We start from the raw sequence: 16,798 nt of genomic DNA, 5'->3' as shown, positions 1-16,798 counted from the left end.
TTTTAGTCCTCCTTATCTATAATTTTAGTTTTTCTTTTTTTAGCAAGTACTACTGAACCTACTAGGGCTATTAAAAGAAGTATAGATATTAATTCAACTGCAACAATCCAGTTATCATACAGTGTAATTCCAAGTGGTTTTAAATCTCCAAAAGTTGTTTCAAGTGGTGATAAATCTTTTTCAGGTAGTAGGGATACAGCTTTTAAAACTAAAATATTTAGAGGAAGCATAATAATTGCACTAATAGTAATCAATCTATATTTATGTGGCTCATTTGGTAAATCTTCTTCATTTATGTTCAAAAACATTAGAATGAATAAAATAAGAGTCATAATCGCACCAGCATAAACTATTATTTGTATTAAAAATAGAAAAGTTGCATTTAAAAGTGCAAACATTCCCGCAACACTTAGCATTGAAATTAAAACACCTAATGCACTAAACATAGGATTTTTATAAACAATCATTGCTATTGCACCACTTATTGCAAAAAAAGCAAGAGCTAAAAAAATAATATTTGCTATCATTCAAAATCCTTTGATCTCTCATTTTTCATAAGAGCTTTTTTATCTAGTACAAACTCTTCTCTACTTGAAGCTGTAAATGAAAAAATTCCAGTATCCATTCTTATTGCATCACATGGACAAGCTTCAACACAATATCCACAGAAAACACACTCTAAAAGATCAATTTTAAACTCTTTTGGTCTTTTTTCATCAACACCATCAAATCTCTCTTCAGCTTCAATAAAAATACATTCCGCAGGACATGCAGTTGCACACATAAAGCAGGCAACACATTTTTCAGTTCCATCATCGTGCTTAGTAAGTCTATGTACTCCTCTGTATCTTTCTGTTATGTCTGTTGGTTGAACTTCTGGATATTGTAAAGTATTTAAACTTTCAACATCTCTTAGATTTTTAAAGAAATGCTTGAAAGTTGTTTTCATACCTCCAGCAATTGCTGGAAGATATAACTTGTCTTTAAATGATTTTCCGTATCTTGGTACTACTTTTATTGCCATATTAACTTCCTTTTACAACTACAAATATTGCAGTTACAACAATATTTAATAATGCTAGTGGTATTAAAATTTTCCATCCTAACATTTGTAGTTGGTCATATCTAAATCTTAAAACTGTCCATCTAACCCACATAAAAACGAATGCCATCATAAAAAACTTAATTAAAAAAGTTCCTATTTGTAAAGCAGCAGTTACAATATTGATACCATTCTCTCCTAAACCAGTTGTTAAGAAAGATATTAATAAAGCAGAAATACCAATTGCTAATGCCCAAAATGTAACAGTTAAAATTTTTGTCTCTTTTTCTCTACTTTTGTCGTTACCAATTGCTTTGTTATTTTTTTTCATCCAACCTGTAAATAAATATACTAAAATTGGAAGTACTATTAATATAGCTAAAATAACGTAATTGATGTTGGCTTTAATAGTTGCTGTATCCATCCATGGTATTTGATAACCACCAAAGAATAGAGTAACAATAATAGCACTTGAAGCACTCATTGCTGCATATTCACCAACTTGGAAAAGACCAAACTTCATAGCACTATACTCAGTGTGATATCCTGCAACAATCTCACTTTCACCTTCTGCTAAGTCAAAAGGTGCTCTATTTGTTTCTGCAAAAGCACAAACTATGAATATAATTGCTGCGATTGGTTGAATAAATACACCCCACATTGGAATAACACCAAGATAAGTTCCAGCTTGTGCATTTACCATATCTGTTAAATGAATTGAACCATATGATATAATCATAGAGATAATTGCTAATCCCATAGCAACTTCATATGATATAACTTGTGCTGAGGCTCTAATAGAACCTAAAAGACCATATTTATTTCCAGATGAATAACCACCTAAGATAATACCATATACACTAAGACCCGCAAATGCAATAAACCACATAATTCCAAGATGATTTGGAATAGCTTGCATCGTATGTGAAGTTCCATCGTAAACAAAAACATCAGCATAAGGAATAACTGCAAAAGTTAAAAAAGAGCAAAAAAATACTATTACTGGAGCAATTGCAAAAAAGAATTTATTTTTAATATGTGAAGGAACAAAATCCTCTTTAAATATAAGTTTTAGCATATCAGCTATACTTTGAATTAGTCCACCAAGTCTAAATACACCAATATTACATCTATTTGGTCCGCTTCTATCTTGAATAAAACCAGCTATTCTTCTCTCCCACCATACCCAAAGAGGTGTTAAGCCGACAGCTAATATAACAGACAGGGCAATATTTACTATAATTATAACTAAATTGCTCATATAGTTCCTTTTTCAATCATTGATTTTATATCTTCAATTATTGTTGTGATTGTAGGCATAGGATTATTTTTCTCAATTTTTGAAACAACTTTTTGTTTAATTCCATCACAGTTTATATAAGTTCCACTTTTTTCATAAAATGAAGCAACAGGAACAGCAATATTTGAATTTCCAATAGTTAAACAGTGATGTGAAAATAGTGATATTACTTTTTTATTTTCTATCAATTTTAAATTCTCTTCAAAATAACTATTTTCTACTATAAAAACAGTTTTAGCTTCATTTAAAGATTTTTCAAAGAACTCTTTTGATTCATCAATTTCAAGTTCTTTAAATGATGTTCTATTTGCAGATTTATCAGCTTTTTTTAACCACTCATCAGCAAAAGATTCATCAAAAGTATTTGGAGAATAGCCACTAACTTTTATATTTAATTTGCTTGCCAATGTTTTTACATTTACTATCTCTTCATAAGATAAATTAGGACTTAAAAGTATTAATATATTTTGAGAAGATGACAATTCTTTGAAGATATTGATAATAGCGTTAGAAAGATTTGTTTCATTTTTATCTATTAACGCAGTTTCAAATCTGTTTGTTGATTCATTATGATGTGATAATCTTCCATAATCACAAATGAACCATCCATTTACTGCTTTGTTTGTTCTAGGTCTAAATCTGTAAATCATATCATCTTTATATTTTTCTTTTCTATGATCTATACTTATGTTACAACCTTTTGAACAGCCATTACAAATAGCTTCAAAACTTTGTAAAAACCAAACTCTTTGTTTAAATCTAAAGTCTTTACTTGTTAATGCTCCAACAGGGCATAAATCAACTACATTCATAGCATAAGGATTATTTAGAGGTCTACCAGGGAATGTCCCAATTGTAGAGTGATCTGTTCTTGAAACTACACCTAACTCTGCAGTTTTTGTAATGTCTTTACAAAATCTTACACATCTAAGACATAAAACACATCTTTCTTCATCAAGCATTACATTTGAGCCTAAATCAACTCTTTTTCTAGCTTCATTTTTAGCATCAAGATTTACTCTTGACGCGTAAAACCCAGATTCCATATAGTAATCTTGTAGTTTACACTCACCAGCTTGGTCACAAGTCGGACAATCAATTGGATGATTAATTAGTTCAAGTTCTAAGATGTCTTTTCTTACTTTTTCAATCTTTTCACCTTTTGTTCGTACAATCATTCCATCTTTTATAGGTGTGTCACATGCAATTTGAGGTCTTTTCTGACCATCGATTTCAACCATACACATTCTACAATTTCCATCTTTCCCCAGTGCTTGGTGATAACAAAAATGGGGAATATGAATATTTTCATCTATTAATTTATCAATTAACAAACTACCTTTTTTTGCTTGAAATTGAATACCATTAATCGTAATACTAACTGTTTCGGCCATAAGCATATCCCCTTTTGAATATTTTAATCTATTATTTACCTGTATATAATTGTCTTGGTCTAGCAATTTTATGTTTTGGATCTCTTTTTAACTCTGCCCATTGTGCAATCCATCCTGGAGTTCTTCCAATAACAAATATTGGTGTAAACATTTCAACTGGAATTTTAAGAGCTGTTAAAATTACTCCTGAATAGAAGTCAATATTTGGATATAATCCTCTTTCTTTAAAATAATTATCACTTAATGCTGCTTCTTCAACTGCTTTAGCAATATCTAAAAGTTTTGAATCTAGATTTAAAGATTCTCTTAATTTATCTTGTAAACCTTTTAATGTTTCAGCTCTTGGATCTCTATTTTTATAAACTCTGTGACCGAATCCCATTAATCTAAATGGATCATTTTTATCTTTAGCTTTTGCTATATAAGAAGGAACATTTTTAACATCACCAATCATTTTTAATTGATCCATAACTTTTTCATTTGCTCCACCGTGAGCTGATCCCCATAAAGCAGAGATACCAGAAGCAATAGCAACATAAGGGTGAGCTTGAGTTGAACCAACATTTCTTACAGTTGTTGTAGAAGCATTTTGTTCATGGTCTGCATGTAAAGTGAAAATTGCATCTAATGCATCAACTTCAATTTGAGTAATTTCTTGATTTGAACCATCAGCCAAATGTTTCATTTTTCCACCTGGGTAAGCTCTTAACATATATAAGAAGTTTTCAGTGAAATATCTATCAACATCTGGATAAATTAGTGGAGTTCCAATTGAATTTCTATATGCCATTGCAGCAATTGTAGGCATTTTTGCAAGAATTCTATTTTGCATAGTTTTGAATGCTTCTTCATCTTCTAAATGTAAGTGATCTTTATAGTAAGCTGAAAGTGCCATAGTTGCAGCTCCCATAGTTGCCATTGGATGAGCTCTATCTGGTAATGCATCAAAAAGTCTTATGATTCCTTCATCAACAAAAGATCTATGTCTAATTTCTAAATCTAAATTTTTAGAAACTTCAGCTGTTGGAAGTTCACCGTTCATTAATAAGTAAGAAACATCTAAAAAAGAGTGTTTTCCAGCTAAATCAGCAATATCAATACCTCTATATTTTAATTCTGAATTTTCACCATCAATAAATGTAATTTTTGATTCACAAGCTGCAGTCGAAGTATAACCTGGGTCAAATGTAAACATTCCAGAATCTTTATAAAAAGTTGAAATATCAACAACACTTGGTCCTCTTGTACCATCAATAATATTATATTCGTATGCCTTACCATTTCTATTGTCAGTAAAAGTCATTGTATTTTTTGCCATTTTTTATATCCTTTGTTATTAATTTAAATTTATTTTTGTAAATATGTTTCGAACTCTTCGGGAAATTTTTGCACTATACTAGCAATAATATCTTTTACAGCTGGTGCAAAAACACATACAGTTTTTCCATTCATAGTATCACACACATCAAGAATAGTTTGTAAATCTTTCTTTTGTGCTTCTTTATTTAAAACTTTTTCTAAAATTTTATCAATCCATCCACAACCTTCCCTACAAGGTGTGCATTGCCCACATGATTCGTGGTGATAAAACTCTATAATATTTTTAGCTACATCTACCATTGACGTATCTTGATCTATTACTATCATCCCTCCTGTACCTAAAGTCGAACCAATATCCCACATTGATTCATAATCTAAAACAGCCTTTTCAACTTCAGCTGCTGTTAATATTGGGCAAGATGTTCCTCCTGGAATTATTGCTTTTAATTTTTTACCTTCAAGCATTCCTCCACCAAGAACATTTAAAAAATCTATCATTTTATTTCCATATTCCATCTCATAAACACCTGGATTTTTAACAGGTCCTGAAATAGCAAAAAGCATAGTTCCTGGAGATTTTTCTGTACCATATTTTGTGTAACCTTCGGCACCATTTTCAACAATATTTGGTACTGAAGATATTGTCTCAACATTATTTACTGTTGCTGGATTATCATAAAACCATTCACACTCTTTTCCATGTGGTTTAAGTCTTGGGTGTCCTCTTTTACCTTCAAGAGATTCAATTAACGCTGATTTTTCACCACAAATATATGCACCACCACCTCTATGAACAGTAATATCGACTTTAAAATCATATTTATCCATGATTTTATCACCAATTATTTTTGCTTTGTAAGCTTCTTGGATAGCTTCATTTAATCTATCAATGAAAAATTTATATTCACCTCTTATATAAATATAAGCATGATTTGCTTGTATAGCCCAGCAAGTACAGATAATTCCTTCAATTAAAAGATGTGGGTCATACTGGAAAATTTGTCTATCTTTAAAAGTTCCTGGTTCACTTTCATCTCCATTTACTATTAAATATCTTGGACGTCCATCAACTGGTGGCATAAGTTCCCATTTAGGTCCACAAGCAGCTCCTCCACCACCTTTTCCTCTAAGTCCTGACTTTGTGACTTCGGCAGTTACTTCTTCAGGTTTCATAGTAAAAAGTTTATCTATTGACGAATATCTTCCATTACTAAGAGCAACTTCAAGTTTATGAGAATTTGGGATGTCAAAATTTTTACTTACTATTTTAGTTACCATTTTTACACTCCCAAATTATTTTTTCCAGTTTTTCTTTTGTTAATTTTCCATGATAAACATTATTTAATGCAATCATTGGAGCATCTCCACATGCACCTTGACATTCAACTTCACTAAATGTAAAAAGACCATCAGCACTTGTTTCCCCAGGCTCTAATCCTAAAGTGTCTTTTATATACTTTTTAAGCTCTTTTGCTCCCATAAGCATGCAAGATACTGTTTTACATAGTTCAATATGATATTTACCTTTTGGTTTTAAATTGAACATTGTATAAAAAGTTGCTACTTCATAAACTTGCATAGGACTTTTTTGAACTTTTTGTGCTACGTAAACCATAGCTTCTGGACTAACCCAACCTTCTTGTTCTTGTACTAACCAAAGAGCTGGTAACATACAAGAGTCAATTTTTGGATATCTTGAAGCGTATTCTTGGAATTTTGCTTCATTTTCTGGTGTGTAACTAAAACTACTCATTATCTATCAAACTCCCCAGCAATAAAATTCAAACTAGCCATTGTGATAACAGCATCTGCAAGCATTGTTCCTTCAACTATTTTTGAATATGCTGCAAGTGAATAAAAACATGGTGGTCTACATTTTACTCTGTATGGTCTTCCACTTCCATCACTTACAGTAAAGAATCCTAATTCCCCATTTGCAGCTTCAGTTGAACTATAATATTCACCTTTTGGCACAATAATACCTTCAAAAGTAAGTTTAAATTGGTTCATTAAACCTTCAATATTTCCATAAACATCTTTTTTCAAAGGTAGTACAACATTTGGTGCATATATATTAATAGGACCTTCTGGCATATTTTTCATAGCCTGTCTAATAATTTTGATAGATTGAATTGACTCTTCAAACCTACACATCATTCTGTCATAAACATCACCATGACTACCTATTACTACATCAAAATCAAAATTTTCATATCCATAATATGGCTTATCTTTTCTTAAATCATGAGCAACTCCAGCTGCTCTTAAATTTGGTCCTGAGATACCATTTGCTAAAGCAAAATCAGGTTTTATAACTCCAACATCTTGAGTTCTGTCTTGATAAATTCTGTTATGAGCAATTAAAGATAATACATCATCTATACTTTTTTCTGCAGTTTTTAGAACCTCTTCTAAATCTTCAGCAAATCCATCATATAAATCAAACTCTAAACCACCAATTCTTGTGTAAGTATTTGTAAGTCTAGCACCTGTTAGTTTTGATAATAAATCATAAGCTTGATCTCTTGCTCCAAATAAGTACCAAAGGCTTGTAAGTCCACCTAAGTCAACCATATTAGCTGCGTTACAAACGAAGTGGTCAATGATTCTACTTAGTTCTCCAATAACAACTCTAATCATTTTTGCTCTAGGAGTTATTTCAATATTTAACATCTCTTCAATTGCTTTAGCCCAACCAATGTTATTTAGTATGGCACTACAGTAATTTAATCTATCTGTATATGGAATTACTTGAGAATATGTGTGGTGTTCACAAGCTTTTTCGAAACCTCTATGTAGATAACCAATTTCTGTTACACAAGCAGTAATTGTTTCTCCTTCCATTGCCACAAAGTTTCTAATTGTTCCGTGAGAAGCAGGGTGAGATGGCCCAACATTTAAAAGCATTAAGTCTTCTATCTCTTCTTTTGTGTAACCTTTAGATTCAAGTAATGGAGCCATTTCATCCATTAAATCATCTGTTTCTGTACAAATTTGTCCTTTTGTAATAGTGTAATCTTTTCTTAAAGGATGACCAATAAATTGTTTGTGATTTAAAACTCTTTTTAAGTTTGGATGATTTAAAAATTTGATTCCATATTGATCATAAGCTTCTCTTTCAGCCCAGTTAGCTGAAGCAAATATATCATAAATTGAATCTAAGCTTAGAGTTTCATCACTTACAAAAGTTTTTACAGTAATTTCTTTTTTAAAATCAGAACTTCTTAAAACATAAACAAGTGCAAATCTTGAAGGAGTAGTATCTGGAAATTTTAAGTAATCAATTCCAGCAATATCTAAAAGGATTGTATAATCCTCATCTTTTTTTAATCTAAGAATAGTCTCTCTTAAATCTTTTGAATCAATTAATAAATCACATTTAAGCATCTAAAAATCCTTTATACTCTTTTACTCTATCTTTTATAATTGATTCATTTTTTGCTTTTTCTTGAATTCTCATAATAGCATCAAGAACAGCTTCTGGTCTTGGAGGACAACCAGCTACATATTCATCTACAGGAATTATTTCATCGATTCCTTGAACTGTTGCATAGTTGTCATAAAAACCACCACTACAAGCACATGCACCCATAGAAATAACCCATTTTGGTTCACACATTTGTTCATATATTTTTTTTAAAATAGGAGCTTGTTTGTATGAAATTGTTCCTGCAACTATAAGTAAATCTGCCTGTCTTGGAGAAAATCTTACAACTTCAGCTCCAAATCTTGAAACATCATATCTTGATGCAGCAACTGCCATAAATTCAATACCACAACACGCAGTTCCGAATGCCATTGGCCAAAGAGAATAAGATCTTCCCCAATTTACAGCAGCATCAAGCTTTGTTGTTAGTATGCTGTCACCTAAACTTGATTCAATTCCTAATCCCATAATAAAGCCTTTTTCTTATAGATATAGATTAATCCAGCAAATAATAATCCCATAAAGATGAACATTTTTACTAGTCCCATATATCCTAGTTCTACAACATTTATAGCCCAAGGAAACATATATACTAACTCAACGTCAAACAGTAAGAATGATATAGCAACTAAATAAAATTTAATAGAAAATCTTATTTTTGTAGTACCAATTGGGTTTGTAACCCCACTTTCGTAGACAGAATTTTTAATAATAGAGTCTTTGTTATTTGGCCCAATATGCTTAGTTGAGACAAAGAACAGAGATAAAACTACACCAATTGCGATGAAAATAGTAGAAGCTAGGATTAACTCAGTTGACATCTTTTTTCCTCATGAGTAAATTTTAAACTAAAGGAGATTGTATCTTATTTTAAATTTTAAGCAAAGTTTATAGGTCAATTAATGCATATTTGTAAAATATAATGAGAAAAAAAGTAATACTTATTTTTATATAAGCTTAAAAATTAATTTATAAAAATTATTTTATTTTTACTTAGTTTATCTTAAAGCATAAAATGATATAAAATCCTATCAATAAAATATATTTTAGGAATATTATGAAAAAAGCAATAGAACTATTAAAAAAACACAATCTTTTAAAAATTATTGATGATGAACTTGACATAAATCTTGAAGTTCCTCATGTGGCTTATGTTGAGGTAAAAAGACCAGATTCAAAAGCAGTTCTTTTTACAAATGTAGTAGATAAAAAAAATAATAAGAAATTTAAAGAACCAGTTTTAATGAATGTTTTTTGTAATGAGGAAGCTGTAAAATTATTTATCGGAGATGGTAATAAAATAGCAGCAGAGATAGAATCTTTATTAAAATTAAAACCACCAGTTACTTTTAGTGAGAAGTTATCAACTTTTGGTAAGTTGTTTTCATTAAAAAATACAATTCCTAAAAAATTAAAAGGAAAAGGTGAGTGCCAAGAAGTTATAAAATTAGGAAATGATGCAAAGCTTAGTGATTTACCAGTTATTACAACTTGGGAAGAAGATGGTGGACCATTTATTACTATGGGACAAGTTTATACACAAAGTTTAAATGGGGAGTTAAAAAATCTTGGTATGTATAGACTCCAAGTTTTTCCTGATAATACTCTAGGAATGCATTGGCAAATACACAAAGATAGTAATCATTTTTTCCATGAATATAAAAAAGCTGGCAAAAAAATGCCAGTAAGTATAGGTATTGGTGGAGATCCTATGTATATTTGGTGTGGACAAGCACCTCTTCCAATTGGTGTTTTTGAACTTATGTTATATGGATTTGTAAAAAATTCTCCAGCACGTCTTGTTAAATCTATTACAAATGATATTTGGGTTCCAGAAGATAATGATTACATTATAGAAGGTTTCGTTGATACTAGTAAGTTAAAAATCGAAGGACCTTTTGGAGATCATACAGGTTATTATACTTTAGAAGAAGAGTTTCCTTTTATGGAAGTTAGTGCAATTACATCTAAAAAAGATCCTGTATTTCTAGCAACAGTTGTTGGGAAACCACCTTTAGAAGATAAATATATGGGGTATGCAACAGAGAGAATATTTTTACCACTTTTAAAAACAACTGCACCTGATTTGATAGATTATTATATGCCGGAAAATGGTGTTTATCATAATCTTATCTTGGCAAAAATAAATAGTTTTTATCCAGGACATGCAAATCAAATGATGCATGCATTTTGGGGAGTAGGGCAAATGAGTTTTGTAAAACATGCTATTTTTGTAAATAATGATGCTCCTAAGCTAACTTCTCATGATGAGATAATAAGATATATATTAAATAGAATAAATATTGAAGATATTTTAGTAACAAAAGGAGTAGTTGATCATTTAGATCACTCTAGTCCTAAATTTGCTGTTGGTGGAAAACTTGGACTTGACTGTACTGGAGATGAAATTCAAGAATTAGGTATTACTTTACTTGAAGATACAGAACTTTTAAATAAAATGCAAAATATTACGAATGAAATAAGAAGTCTTAAACAATATTATAAAGATACAAAAAATCCGATTTGTGTTATTAGTGTAGATAAAAAAAGATCTCAAAAATATATCTTTGAAGATTTAAAACCTCTATTTCCTCATATTAAAATTTTAGTAATTGTTGATGAAAAAGCAAATGATTTAGAAAATCCATATATGTTAATTTGGAGAGTTACAAATAATATTGATTCAAATAGGGATTTATTTATAGAAGGTAATACACTTTGTCTTGATGGTACAAATAAAAATAGTTTTGATAACTTTAGTAGAAGATGGCCTGGTGATGTAAATTGCACAAAAGAGGTTATTGATTCTTTAAGAAGTAGAAAAATTATAGATATTGATGATGAATTTATAAAAACACACCAGTTATATTAAATAACTGGTCTGTTCAATCTTAAAAAGTATAAAGATGGAAGAACAAGCCCAAAAGTAATAGCAAATAAAATGGAAACAGATTTTAAACCATTGTGAATAAATATTTCAATTAATTCAGGATTTATTCCGTATCTATTTATATCTATTAAAGATATCATGGCACTAAATGCATATGTTCCTGGAAGAATAGGAATAATCGAAGCAACTGTATATACAGGTCTTGGAATTTTATATTTTCTTGACCAATAAAGAGCAATTATTCCTATAATTGCTGATGCAAAAAATGTTGATATTTCTATTCCAAAATCTAAACTTAAAAATATAGTTCTTAAATCATAAACTATTGCTCCACCTAGTGCACAATATTTTAATGTATATTTAGGGACATTAAAAACCATGCCAAATCCTAAAGAGGCAAAACTAGCAAAAATACCTTCAATAACAAGTTTTAAAATTAATTCCATGTTAACCTCAAATTTTTAAAAGTGCAATAGCAAAAATAACTCCAACTGACGTTGCAAGTGTAAGAATACTTCCTTCCATCCAACGTCCCCAACCCATCATCATATAACCTTTAAAAGAATCTAGAAAAGAGTTTACAAACGCAAATCCAGGTGCTAATAATAAAATACTGGCTGCAAGTGCAATATTTGGAGTAGAGCTAAAACCGTACATTTTTGATATTCCAGCAATTAAAGTTGCAACAAATGCGGTTATTCCAAAAGTAATAATCATCACAAATCTTCGCTTTGCGAGTTCTTGTCTAGTAAACATAGCAATACTTGAAGCTGCAAATGTAGTTACCAATGATAATAAATCACCACCTTGTAAATAGGCAAAGCTACTACAAGCAAGTCCTACCATTATTACAACTAACCAGCGATTATAGTAGTTTGGTTCAATGTTTTTTAAAATTGTGTATAAATAATTTATATCATGGTCATTTTTTTCCATTTTTAAAACTATTTTCTGAATTTCACAAACTATACTCATATTAATAGGTTTGTGATGAACTCTTCTTGTTGTAGTAACTGATTGATCGTTGTACAGAGTTGTTAAAACTATTGCTGAAGGAATGAGTGAAAGTTCTACACTATTAGCACCCAAAGCTTTACCTAATCTTTGTGCAGTTTGTTCTATTAAAATACTTTCAGCACCATATTCACTCATTAACACAGCCGCTTTTATGATACCTCTTGTGATTATTGATTGTTCTTCGTAGCTTAAATTTTTCATTTCATTTCTTGATAGAGTTATATTTTTGTAATTATACAAAAGTTTGTTATAATAAAGCTTTTAAGGATATAAATGAAAGAAATTACAGAGTACTTTTCAAAAAAAAATATACTATTTAAAGATTTTAAAGAGATTTTACCAAAAGATATTAATAGTAGAAAAAAAATAGAGATTTTTATTGGAACAACAATAGATTTAAAATATTATGCAATTTTTATTTTTGATTCAAAAAGTAGATTTATAAGAAAAAGTGCAGAAGATTTAATTGATTTATCAAATAATTTATCAAGTTTTGTTGGACATAATTTTAAAGTAAAAGAGCTTTTAATAAAAAGCCCAATGTGCTCAAAAGCAAAAGAATTTTTAAAAGAAAATGGTTGGAGCGTCCGAGTTGATTTTATGTGATATTGGAAATACAAGTACAAAATTTTTTATAAATGATGAAATAAAAAATTATTATAAAAATGATGAAATTCCAAGCTTTGAAGAAGAAATTTTTTATATAAGTGTAAATGAAAAAGCAAAAGTTAAGCTACTTGAAAAAAATCCTCAAGCAAAAGATTTAAGTTCTTTTATAACTTTTAAAACTTCTTATATTGGCATGGGAATTGATAGAGCTGTTGCTTGTTGTTTTCAAAAAAATGCAGTTATAGTTGATGCTGGAAGTGCTATTACGGTTGATATTATTGAAAACTCTGTTCATAAGGGTGGTTTTATACTTCTTGGTATAAATAGTTTTGTAAAAAGTTATGAAAATATTTCAGAAAAATTAAAAGTAGATTTTGAAAAAAATATTAATTTAGATAAAATACCGCTTCAAACAAAAGATGCTATTTTATACGCTTTGATTAAATCTATCATTTTACCAATAAAAGAGATTTGTAAAGATAAAAATATAATATTTACAGGCGGAGATGGAGAATTTTTATCTTCATTTTTCAAAAATAGCCAATATAAAAAAGATTTAATATTTGAAAATATGAAAAGGATAATAGATGCTAACGATTGCATTGCCTAAGGGAAGAATTGCTGATGAGACTCTTGATAGATTTGAAAAAGCTTTTGGTGAAAAGTTTGTTTTTGAAGATAGAAAACTAATATTGCAAAAAAGTGGTTTTAAATTTTTAAATGTAAGAAATCAAGATGTACCAACTTATGTAATGCATGGAGCCGCTGATTTGGGTGTTGTTGGACTTGATGTATTAGAAGAAAAAGAGTACGATTTAATCAAACTTTTGGATTTAAAATTAGGAAAATGTAAAGTTGCTTTTGGACTCAGAGCTGGAGAAACTTTGAATTTTGATAAAAGTAAAATAACAATTGCAACAAAACATGAAAAAATAACAAAAAAATATTTTGAAGAAAAAGCAATGGCAGTTGAGATTATCAAACTTTATGGATCAATCGAGTTAGCACCACTGGTTGGTCTTTGTGATTGTATTGTTGATATAGTTGAAACTGGTGAAACTATGAAACAAAACGGACTAGAAGTTGGACCTACTATTATGCAGAGTAGCGCACATTTAATAGCAAATAAAAACTCTTTTTATGCAAAAAAAGATGCAATATTTGATTTAAAAGATAGAATAGAAAAATATTTATAATGAAAAATTTAGATTTATATGCAAAAATAGAACCTTATTTAGATTTAGAAGAGGCTACATATACTTTACATAAAGAGTTTATGAGATTTATAATGGAAAACTCTTTAGACAATATTTTAGATATTGGTTGTGGTAGAGGTTACTTCTTAGAAAATTTACGAATAAATGGGCTGAACTATTTAGGAATTGATAATAGTTTAGAACAAATAAAGGTTTGTAAAGACAAAAGCCTAAATGCAGAAAATTTAGAATTAAAAAAAATTGATCAAATTTTTGATTGTACTGTTGCTATTTTTGATGTTGTGAATTTTGTAGAAAAACAAAAAATAGAAGAGTTTTTTAAAAATATCTATTCTCTTTTAAATAAAAATGGATATTTTTTATTCGATATAAATACACTTTTTGCCTTTGAAAATATTGCTCAAGGAAGTATAAATATTGATTTAGAAGATAGTTTTATCGCTATAAATTCAGATTTCATTGATTCTAAGCTTATTACAAATTTTTTCTTATTTGAAAAAGAAGAAGATAATAAATTTGTAAAGAATGAAGGCTTGATTTCACAAGAATATTATAAAACTAATTATTTAGAAAAAATACTAAAAAATGTTGGTTTTGAGATTGTTGAAAAAAGAGATCTTTTTTTATATACAAATAATAAAGCTGATAAAAAAATGTTTATTTGTAAAAAGATTTAATGTACAAGAAATTTTTACTATTTTTTATAATTTTTTGTCCTTTTCTTTTTTCTATAATTCATTATACAGATATTGATGATAAGTTGGTATTTAGGATTTTTCATACTCAGAAAGATAATTTAATTAATGATATAGAATTTAATTATAAGGTTAAAGTTATTGAAGAAATACCAAATAATCTTTCAGGAATTACCTTCAATGAGAATATCAATACTCTTTTTGTTATAACTAATTCACCAAGAGATATTTATGAATTAGATAAAAATGGAGAGGTTTTAAGAAAAATAGATTTAAAAGGGTTTAGAGATACAGAAGACATAACATATATAAAAGAGAATATATTTGCTATTTTGGATGAAGAATTAAGTTCTATTTTTATAGTAGAAATAGATAATGATACAAAAGTTGTTCATAGAGAAAATTCATTAAAAGAATTTAATCTTGATTATAGATATTTTGAAAACTTTGGTTTGGAAGGTATAAGTTATGATAAAGTTGAAGATGAATTTTATATTGTAAATGAGAGAAGTCCTAAAAAAATAATCTCCATAAAAGGTTTTATGACAGATTCAAATATAAAAATAAAAGATAAAGAAGAACTAGAGTTTAATAATGTTTATTTATCAGATTTTTCAGCAATACATTATGATGAAGTTATGAGAAGATTTTATATTTTAAGTGATGAAAGTAAAATTCTTGGAAGAGTTGATGAACAAATAGATTTTAGTAAATATTTAGATTTAAGCAACAACAAAATATCTTCACAAATGACAAATCCAGAAGGAATAACTAAAGATAAAGAGGGAAATATTTATATAGTAGGTGAACCTAATTTATTTTTGAGTATAAAAAGAGATAAGGTTTTAAATTAAACCTACTATATCTCTAATTTCTTTTATTTTTTCACTTGCAATTTTTCTTGCTTTTTGTGCACCAAATTCTAAAATTTCTCTTACTTTTTTAGGATTTGCAGCAAAATATTCTCTTTTTTCTTCATAAGGCTTGAAATATTGTTCTATTTTTTCAAGAAGTGTAAGTTTGAAATGTCCATACCCTTCACCAGGAGTTATATATCTTTTTTGTAAATCTTTTAATTCATCTTCATTCATAAATAGTTTTGAAATATTATAGATATTACAATTTTCCCACTCTTTAGGCTCATCCAATTCTTTTGAATCAGTTACTATACTCATAACTTGTTTTTTTCTTTGTTTAGAAGTTGTAAACATATCAATTGTATTGTTATATGATTTTGACATTTTCGCACCATCAGTTCCAAGAACTGTTGCAACTTCTTCATCTACTTTTGCAACAGGAAGAGTAAGTATCTCTTTTTTATATGCATGATTAAATGAAGTTGCTATATCTCTTGTCATTTCAACATGTTGAATTTGATCTTTTCCAACAGGAACTATATTTGAATCAAATAGTAAAATATCTGCGGCCATTAAAACGGGATAAGAAAAAAGACCATGGCTAGCAACTAATCCTCTTGCAGTTTTGTCTTTATATGAGTGTGCTCTTTCAAGTAATCCCATAGAAGTATGATTTGATAAAATCCAGTACAATTCTAAAACCTCTTTTACATCATGTTGGATCCAAAAAGTTGATTTTTCTGGGTCCATACCAAGAGCTAAAAAGTTAATTGCTGCCTCATAAGAGTTTTTTTCTAAAAATTCTTTATCTTTAACACTTGTTAGTGCATGGTATGAAGCAATAAAAGCAAATAGTTCACCATCATTTTGTGACTCTATCATCTTTTTTACCATTCCAAAATAGTTTCCTATATGAATAGTTCCTGAAGGTTGAATTCCTGATAAAATTCTCAAAATCAAAATCTCCTATCTTTTTTTGTTTGGATTATATCAAAACTAGCTAAAAGCATTAGTTAAAGTGGGTTTTATA

At 29.0% G+C, this 16,798-nt stretch carries 19 protein-coding genes; 6 read left to right on the top strand and 13 right to left on the bottom strand.

All coding sequences use genetic code 11. From position 1 onward, the window contains the following. Positions 1-2 precede the first annotated feature (2 nt). The 10 genes from ACBT_RS09565 to ACBT_RS09520 are packed head-to-tail and all read right to left on the bottom strand — an operon-like array spanning position 3 to position 9,304. Positions 3-527, bottom strand: coding sequence for an NADH-quinone oxidoreductase subunit J family protein (locus tag ACBT_RS09565; RefSeq protein ID WP_228130280.1), 525 nt, complete (start codon positions 525-527; stop codon positions 3-5). Continuing rightward, positions 524-1,024, bottom strand: a complete 501-nt coding sequence (locus ACBT_RS09560; RefSeq protein ID WP_024774652.1) for a NuoI/complex I 23 kDa subunit family protein — start codon at positions 1,022-1,024, stop codon at positions 524-526. The genes ACBT_RS09565 and ACBT_RS09560 overlap by 4 nt, the downstream gene beginning before the upstream one ends. Position 1,025: 1 nt before the next feature. Continuing rightward, the gene (locus ACBT_RS09555; protein WP_024774653.1) at positions 1,026-2,303 is read right to left on the bottom strand and encodes a complex I subunit 1/NuoH family protein; all 1,278 of its coding nucleotides are present in this window, start codon (positions 2,301-2,303) and stop codon (positions 1,026-1,028) included. Next, positions 2,300-3,736, bottom strand: coding sequence for a 2Fe-2S iron-sulfur cluster-binding protein (locus tag ACBT_RS09550; protein WP_024774654.1), 1,437 nt, complete (start codon positions 3,734-3,736; stop codon positions 2,300-2,302). Before ACBT_RS09550 ends, ACBT_RS09555 begins: the two co-directional genes overlap by 4 nt. A 31-nt stretch (positions 3,737-3,767) precedes the next feature. Continuing rightward, positions 3,768-5,054, bottom strand: coding sequence for a citrate synthase (locus ACBT_RS09545; RefSeq protein WP_024774655.1), 1,287 nt, complete (start codon positions 5,052-5,054; stop codon positions 3,768-3,770). Positions 5,055-5,083: 29 nt separating this feature from the next. Then, positions 5,084-6,334 carry an NADH-quinone oxidoreductase subunit NuoF gene (nuoF, locus tag ACBT_RS09540; protein ID WP_024774656.1) on the bottom strand — a complete coding sequence of 417 codons (1,251 nt, stop codon included), beginning with the start codon at positions 6,332-6,334 and terminating at the stop codon, positions 5,084-5,086. Then, positions 6,324-6,809 (bottom strand): NADH-quinone oxidoreductase subunit NuoE family protein, encoded by a 486-nt coding sequence (locus ACBT_RS09535; RefSeq protein ID WP_024774657.1) that lies wholly within the window; start codon positions 6,807-6,809, stop codon positions 6,324-6,326. The genes nuoF and ACBT_RS09535 overlap by 11 nt, the downstream gene beginning before the upstream one ends. After that, entirely contained in the window at positions 6,809-8,443 is a 1,635-nt protein-coding gene (locus ACBT_RS09530; protein ID WP_024774658.1) for an NADH-quinone oxidoreductase subunit D, read from the bottom strand. Before ACBT_RS09530 ends, ACBT_RS09535 begins: the two co-directional genes overlap by 1 nt. After that, a complete protein-coding gene (locus ACBT_RS09525; protein WP_024774659.1) occupies positions 8,436-8,951 on the bottom strand; it encodes an NADH-quinone oxidoreductase subunit B in 516 nt (171 codons plus the stop codon). Before ACBT_RS09525 ends, ACBT_RS09530 begins: the two co-directional genes overlap by 8 nt. Further along, the gene (locus ACBT_RS09520; protein WP_024774660.1) at positions 8,942-9,304 is read right to left on the bottom strand and encodes an NADH-quinone oxidoreductase subunit A; all 363 of its coding nucleotides are present in this window, start codon (positions 9,302-9,304) and stop codon (positions 8,942-8,944) included. The genes ACBT_RS09525 and ACBT_RS09520 overlap by 10 nt, the downstream gene beginning before the upstream one ends. Before the next feature lie 236 nt (positions 9,305-9,540). Between ACBT_RS09520 and ACBT_RS09515 the strand changes: the two genes are divergently transcribed. Next, the gene (locus tag ACBT_RS09515; RefSeq protein ID WP_024774661.1) at positions 9,541-11,355 is read left to right on the top strand and encodes a menaquinone biosynthesis decarboxylase; all 1,815 of its coding nucleotides are present in this window, start codon (positions 9,541-9,543) and stop codon (positions 11,353-11,355) included. Here the strand turns inward: ACBT_RS09515 and ACBT_RS09510 are convergent. Continuing rightward, a complete protein-coding gene (locus ACBT_RS09510; RefSeq protein ID WP_024774662.1) occupies positions 11,352-11,819 on the bottom strand; it encodes a threonine/serine exporter family protein in 468 nt (155 codons plus the stop codon). The genes ACBT_RS09515 and ACBT_RS09510 overlap by 4 nt on opposite strands. A gap of 7 nt (positions 11,820-11,826) precedes the next feature. Further along, positions 11,827-12,591, bottom strand: coding sequence for a threonine/serine exporter family protein (locus ACBT_RS09505; RefSeq protein WP_034218450.1), 765 nt, complete (start codon positions 12,589-12,591; stop codon positions 11,827-11,829). Between the two features lie 72 nt (positions 12,592-12,663). Here ACBT_RS09505 and ACBT_RS09500 point away from each other — a divergent pair, with 72 nt between their 5' ends. From ACBT_RS09500 to ACBT_RS09480, 5 genes are read left to right on the top strand one after another with little or no spacing between them, the layout of a single operon-like run. Further along, positions 12,664-12,996 carry a hypothetical protein gene (locus tag ACBT_RS09500; RefSeq protein WP_024774663.1) on the top strand — a complete coding sequence of 111 codons (333 nt, stop codon included), beginning with the start codon at positions 12,664-12,666 and terminating at the stop codon, positions 12,994-12,996. Continuing rightward, the gene (locus tag ACBT_RS09495; protein ID WP_024774664.1) at positions 12,983-13,609 is read left to right on the top strand and encodes a type III pantothenate kinase; all 627 of its coding nucleotides are present in this window, start codon (positions 12,983-12,985) and stop codon (positions 13,607-13,609) included. The genes ACBT_RS09500 and ACBT_RS09495 overlap by 14 nt, the downstream gene beginning before the upstream one ends. After that, positions 13,587-14,195, top strand: a complete 609-nt coding sequence (gene hisG / locus ACBT_RS09490; protein ID WP_024774665.1) for an ATP phosphoribosyltransferase — start codon at positions 13,587-13,589, stop codon at positions 14,193-14,195. Before ACBT_RS09495 ends, hisG begins: the two co-directional genes overlap by 23 nt. Continuing rightward, on the top strand, positions 14,195-14,893 hold the full coding sequence (locus ACBT_RS09485) for a class I SAM-dependent DNA methyltransferase (RefSeq protein WP_024774666.1): 699 nt from the start codon (positions 14,195-14,197) through the stop codon (positions 14,891-14,893). The genes hisG and ACBT_RS09485 overlap by 1 nt, the downstream gene beginning before the upstream one ends. After that, positions 14,893-15,765, top strand: a complete 873-nt coding sequence (locus ACBT_RS09480; RefSeq protein ID WP_024774667.1) for an SdiA-regulated domain-containing protein — start codon at positions 14,893-14,895, stop codon at positions 15,763-15,765. The genes ACBT_RS09485 and ACBT_RS09480 overlap by 1 nt, the downstream gene beginning before the upstream one ends. Here ACBT_RS09480 and trpS read toward each other — a convergent pair. Further along, on the bottom strand, positions 15,757-16,722 hold the full coding sequence (gene trpS / locus ACBT_RS09475) for a tryptophan--tRNA ligase (protein ID WP_024774668.1): 966 nt from the start codon (positions 16,720-16,722) through the stop codon (positions 15,757-15,759). The genes ACBT_RS09480 and trpS overlap by 9 nt on opposite strands. Between the last annotated feature and the right edge of the window lie 76 nt (positions 16,723-16,798).

The organism is Aliarcobacter cibarius (assembly GCF_013372265.1).
Lineage (GTDB): Bacteria > Campylobacterota > Campylobacteria > Campylobacterales > Arcobacteraceae > Aliarcobacter > Aliarcobacter cibarius.
This window is presented reverse-complemented; position numbering and strand designations above follow the sequence as displayed.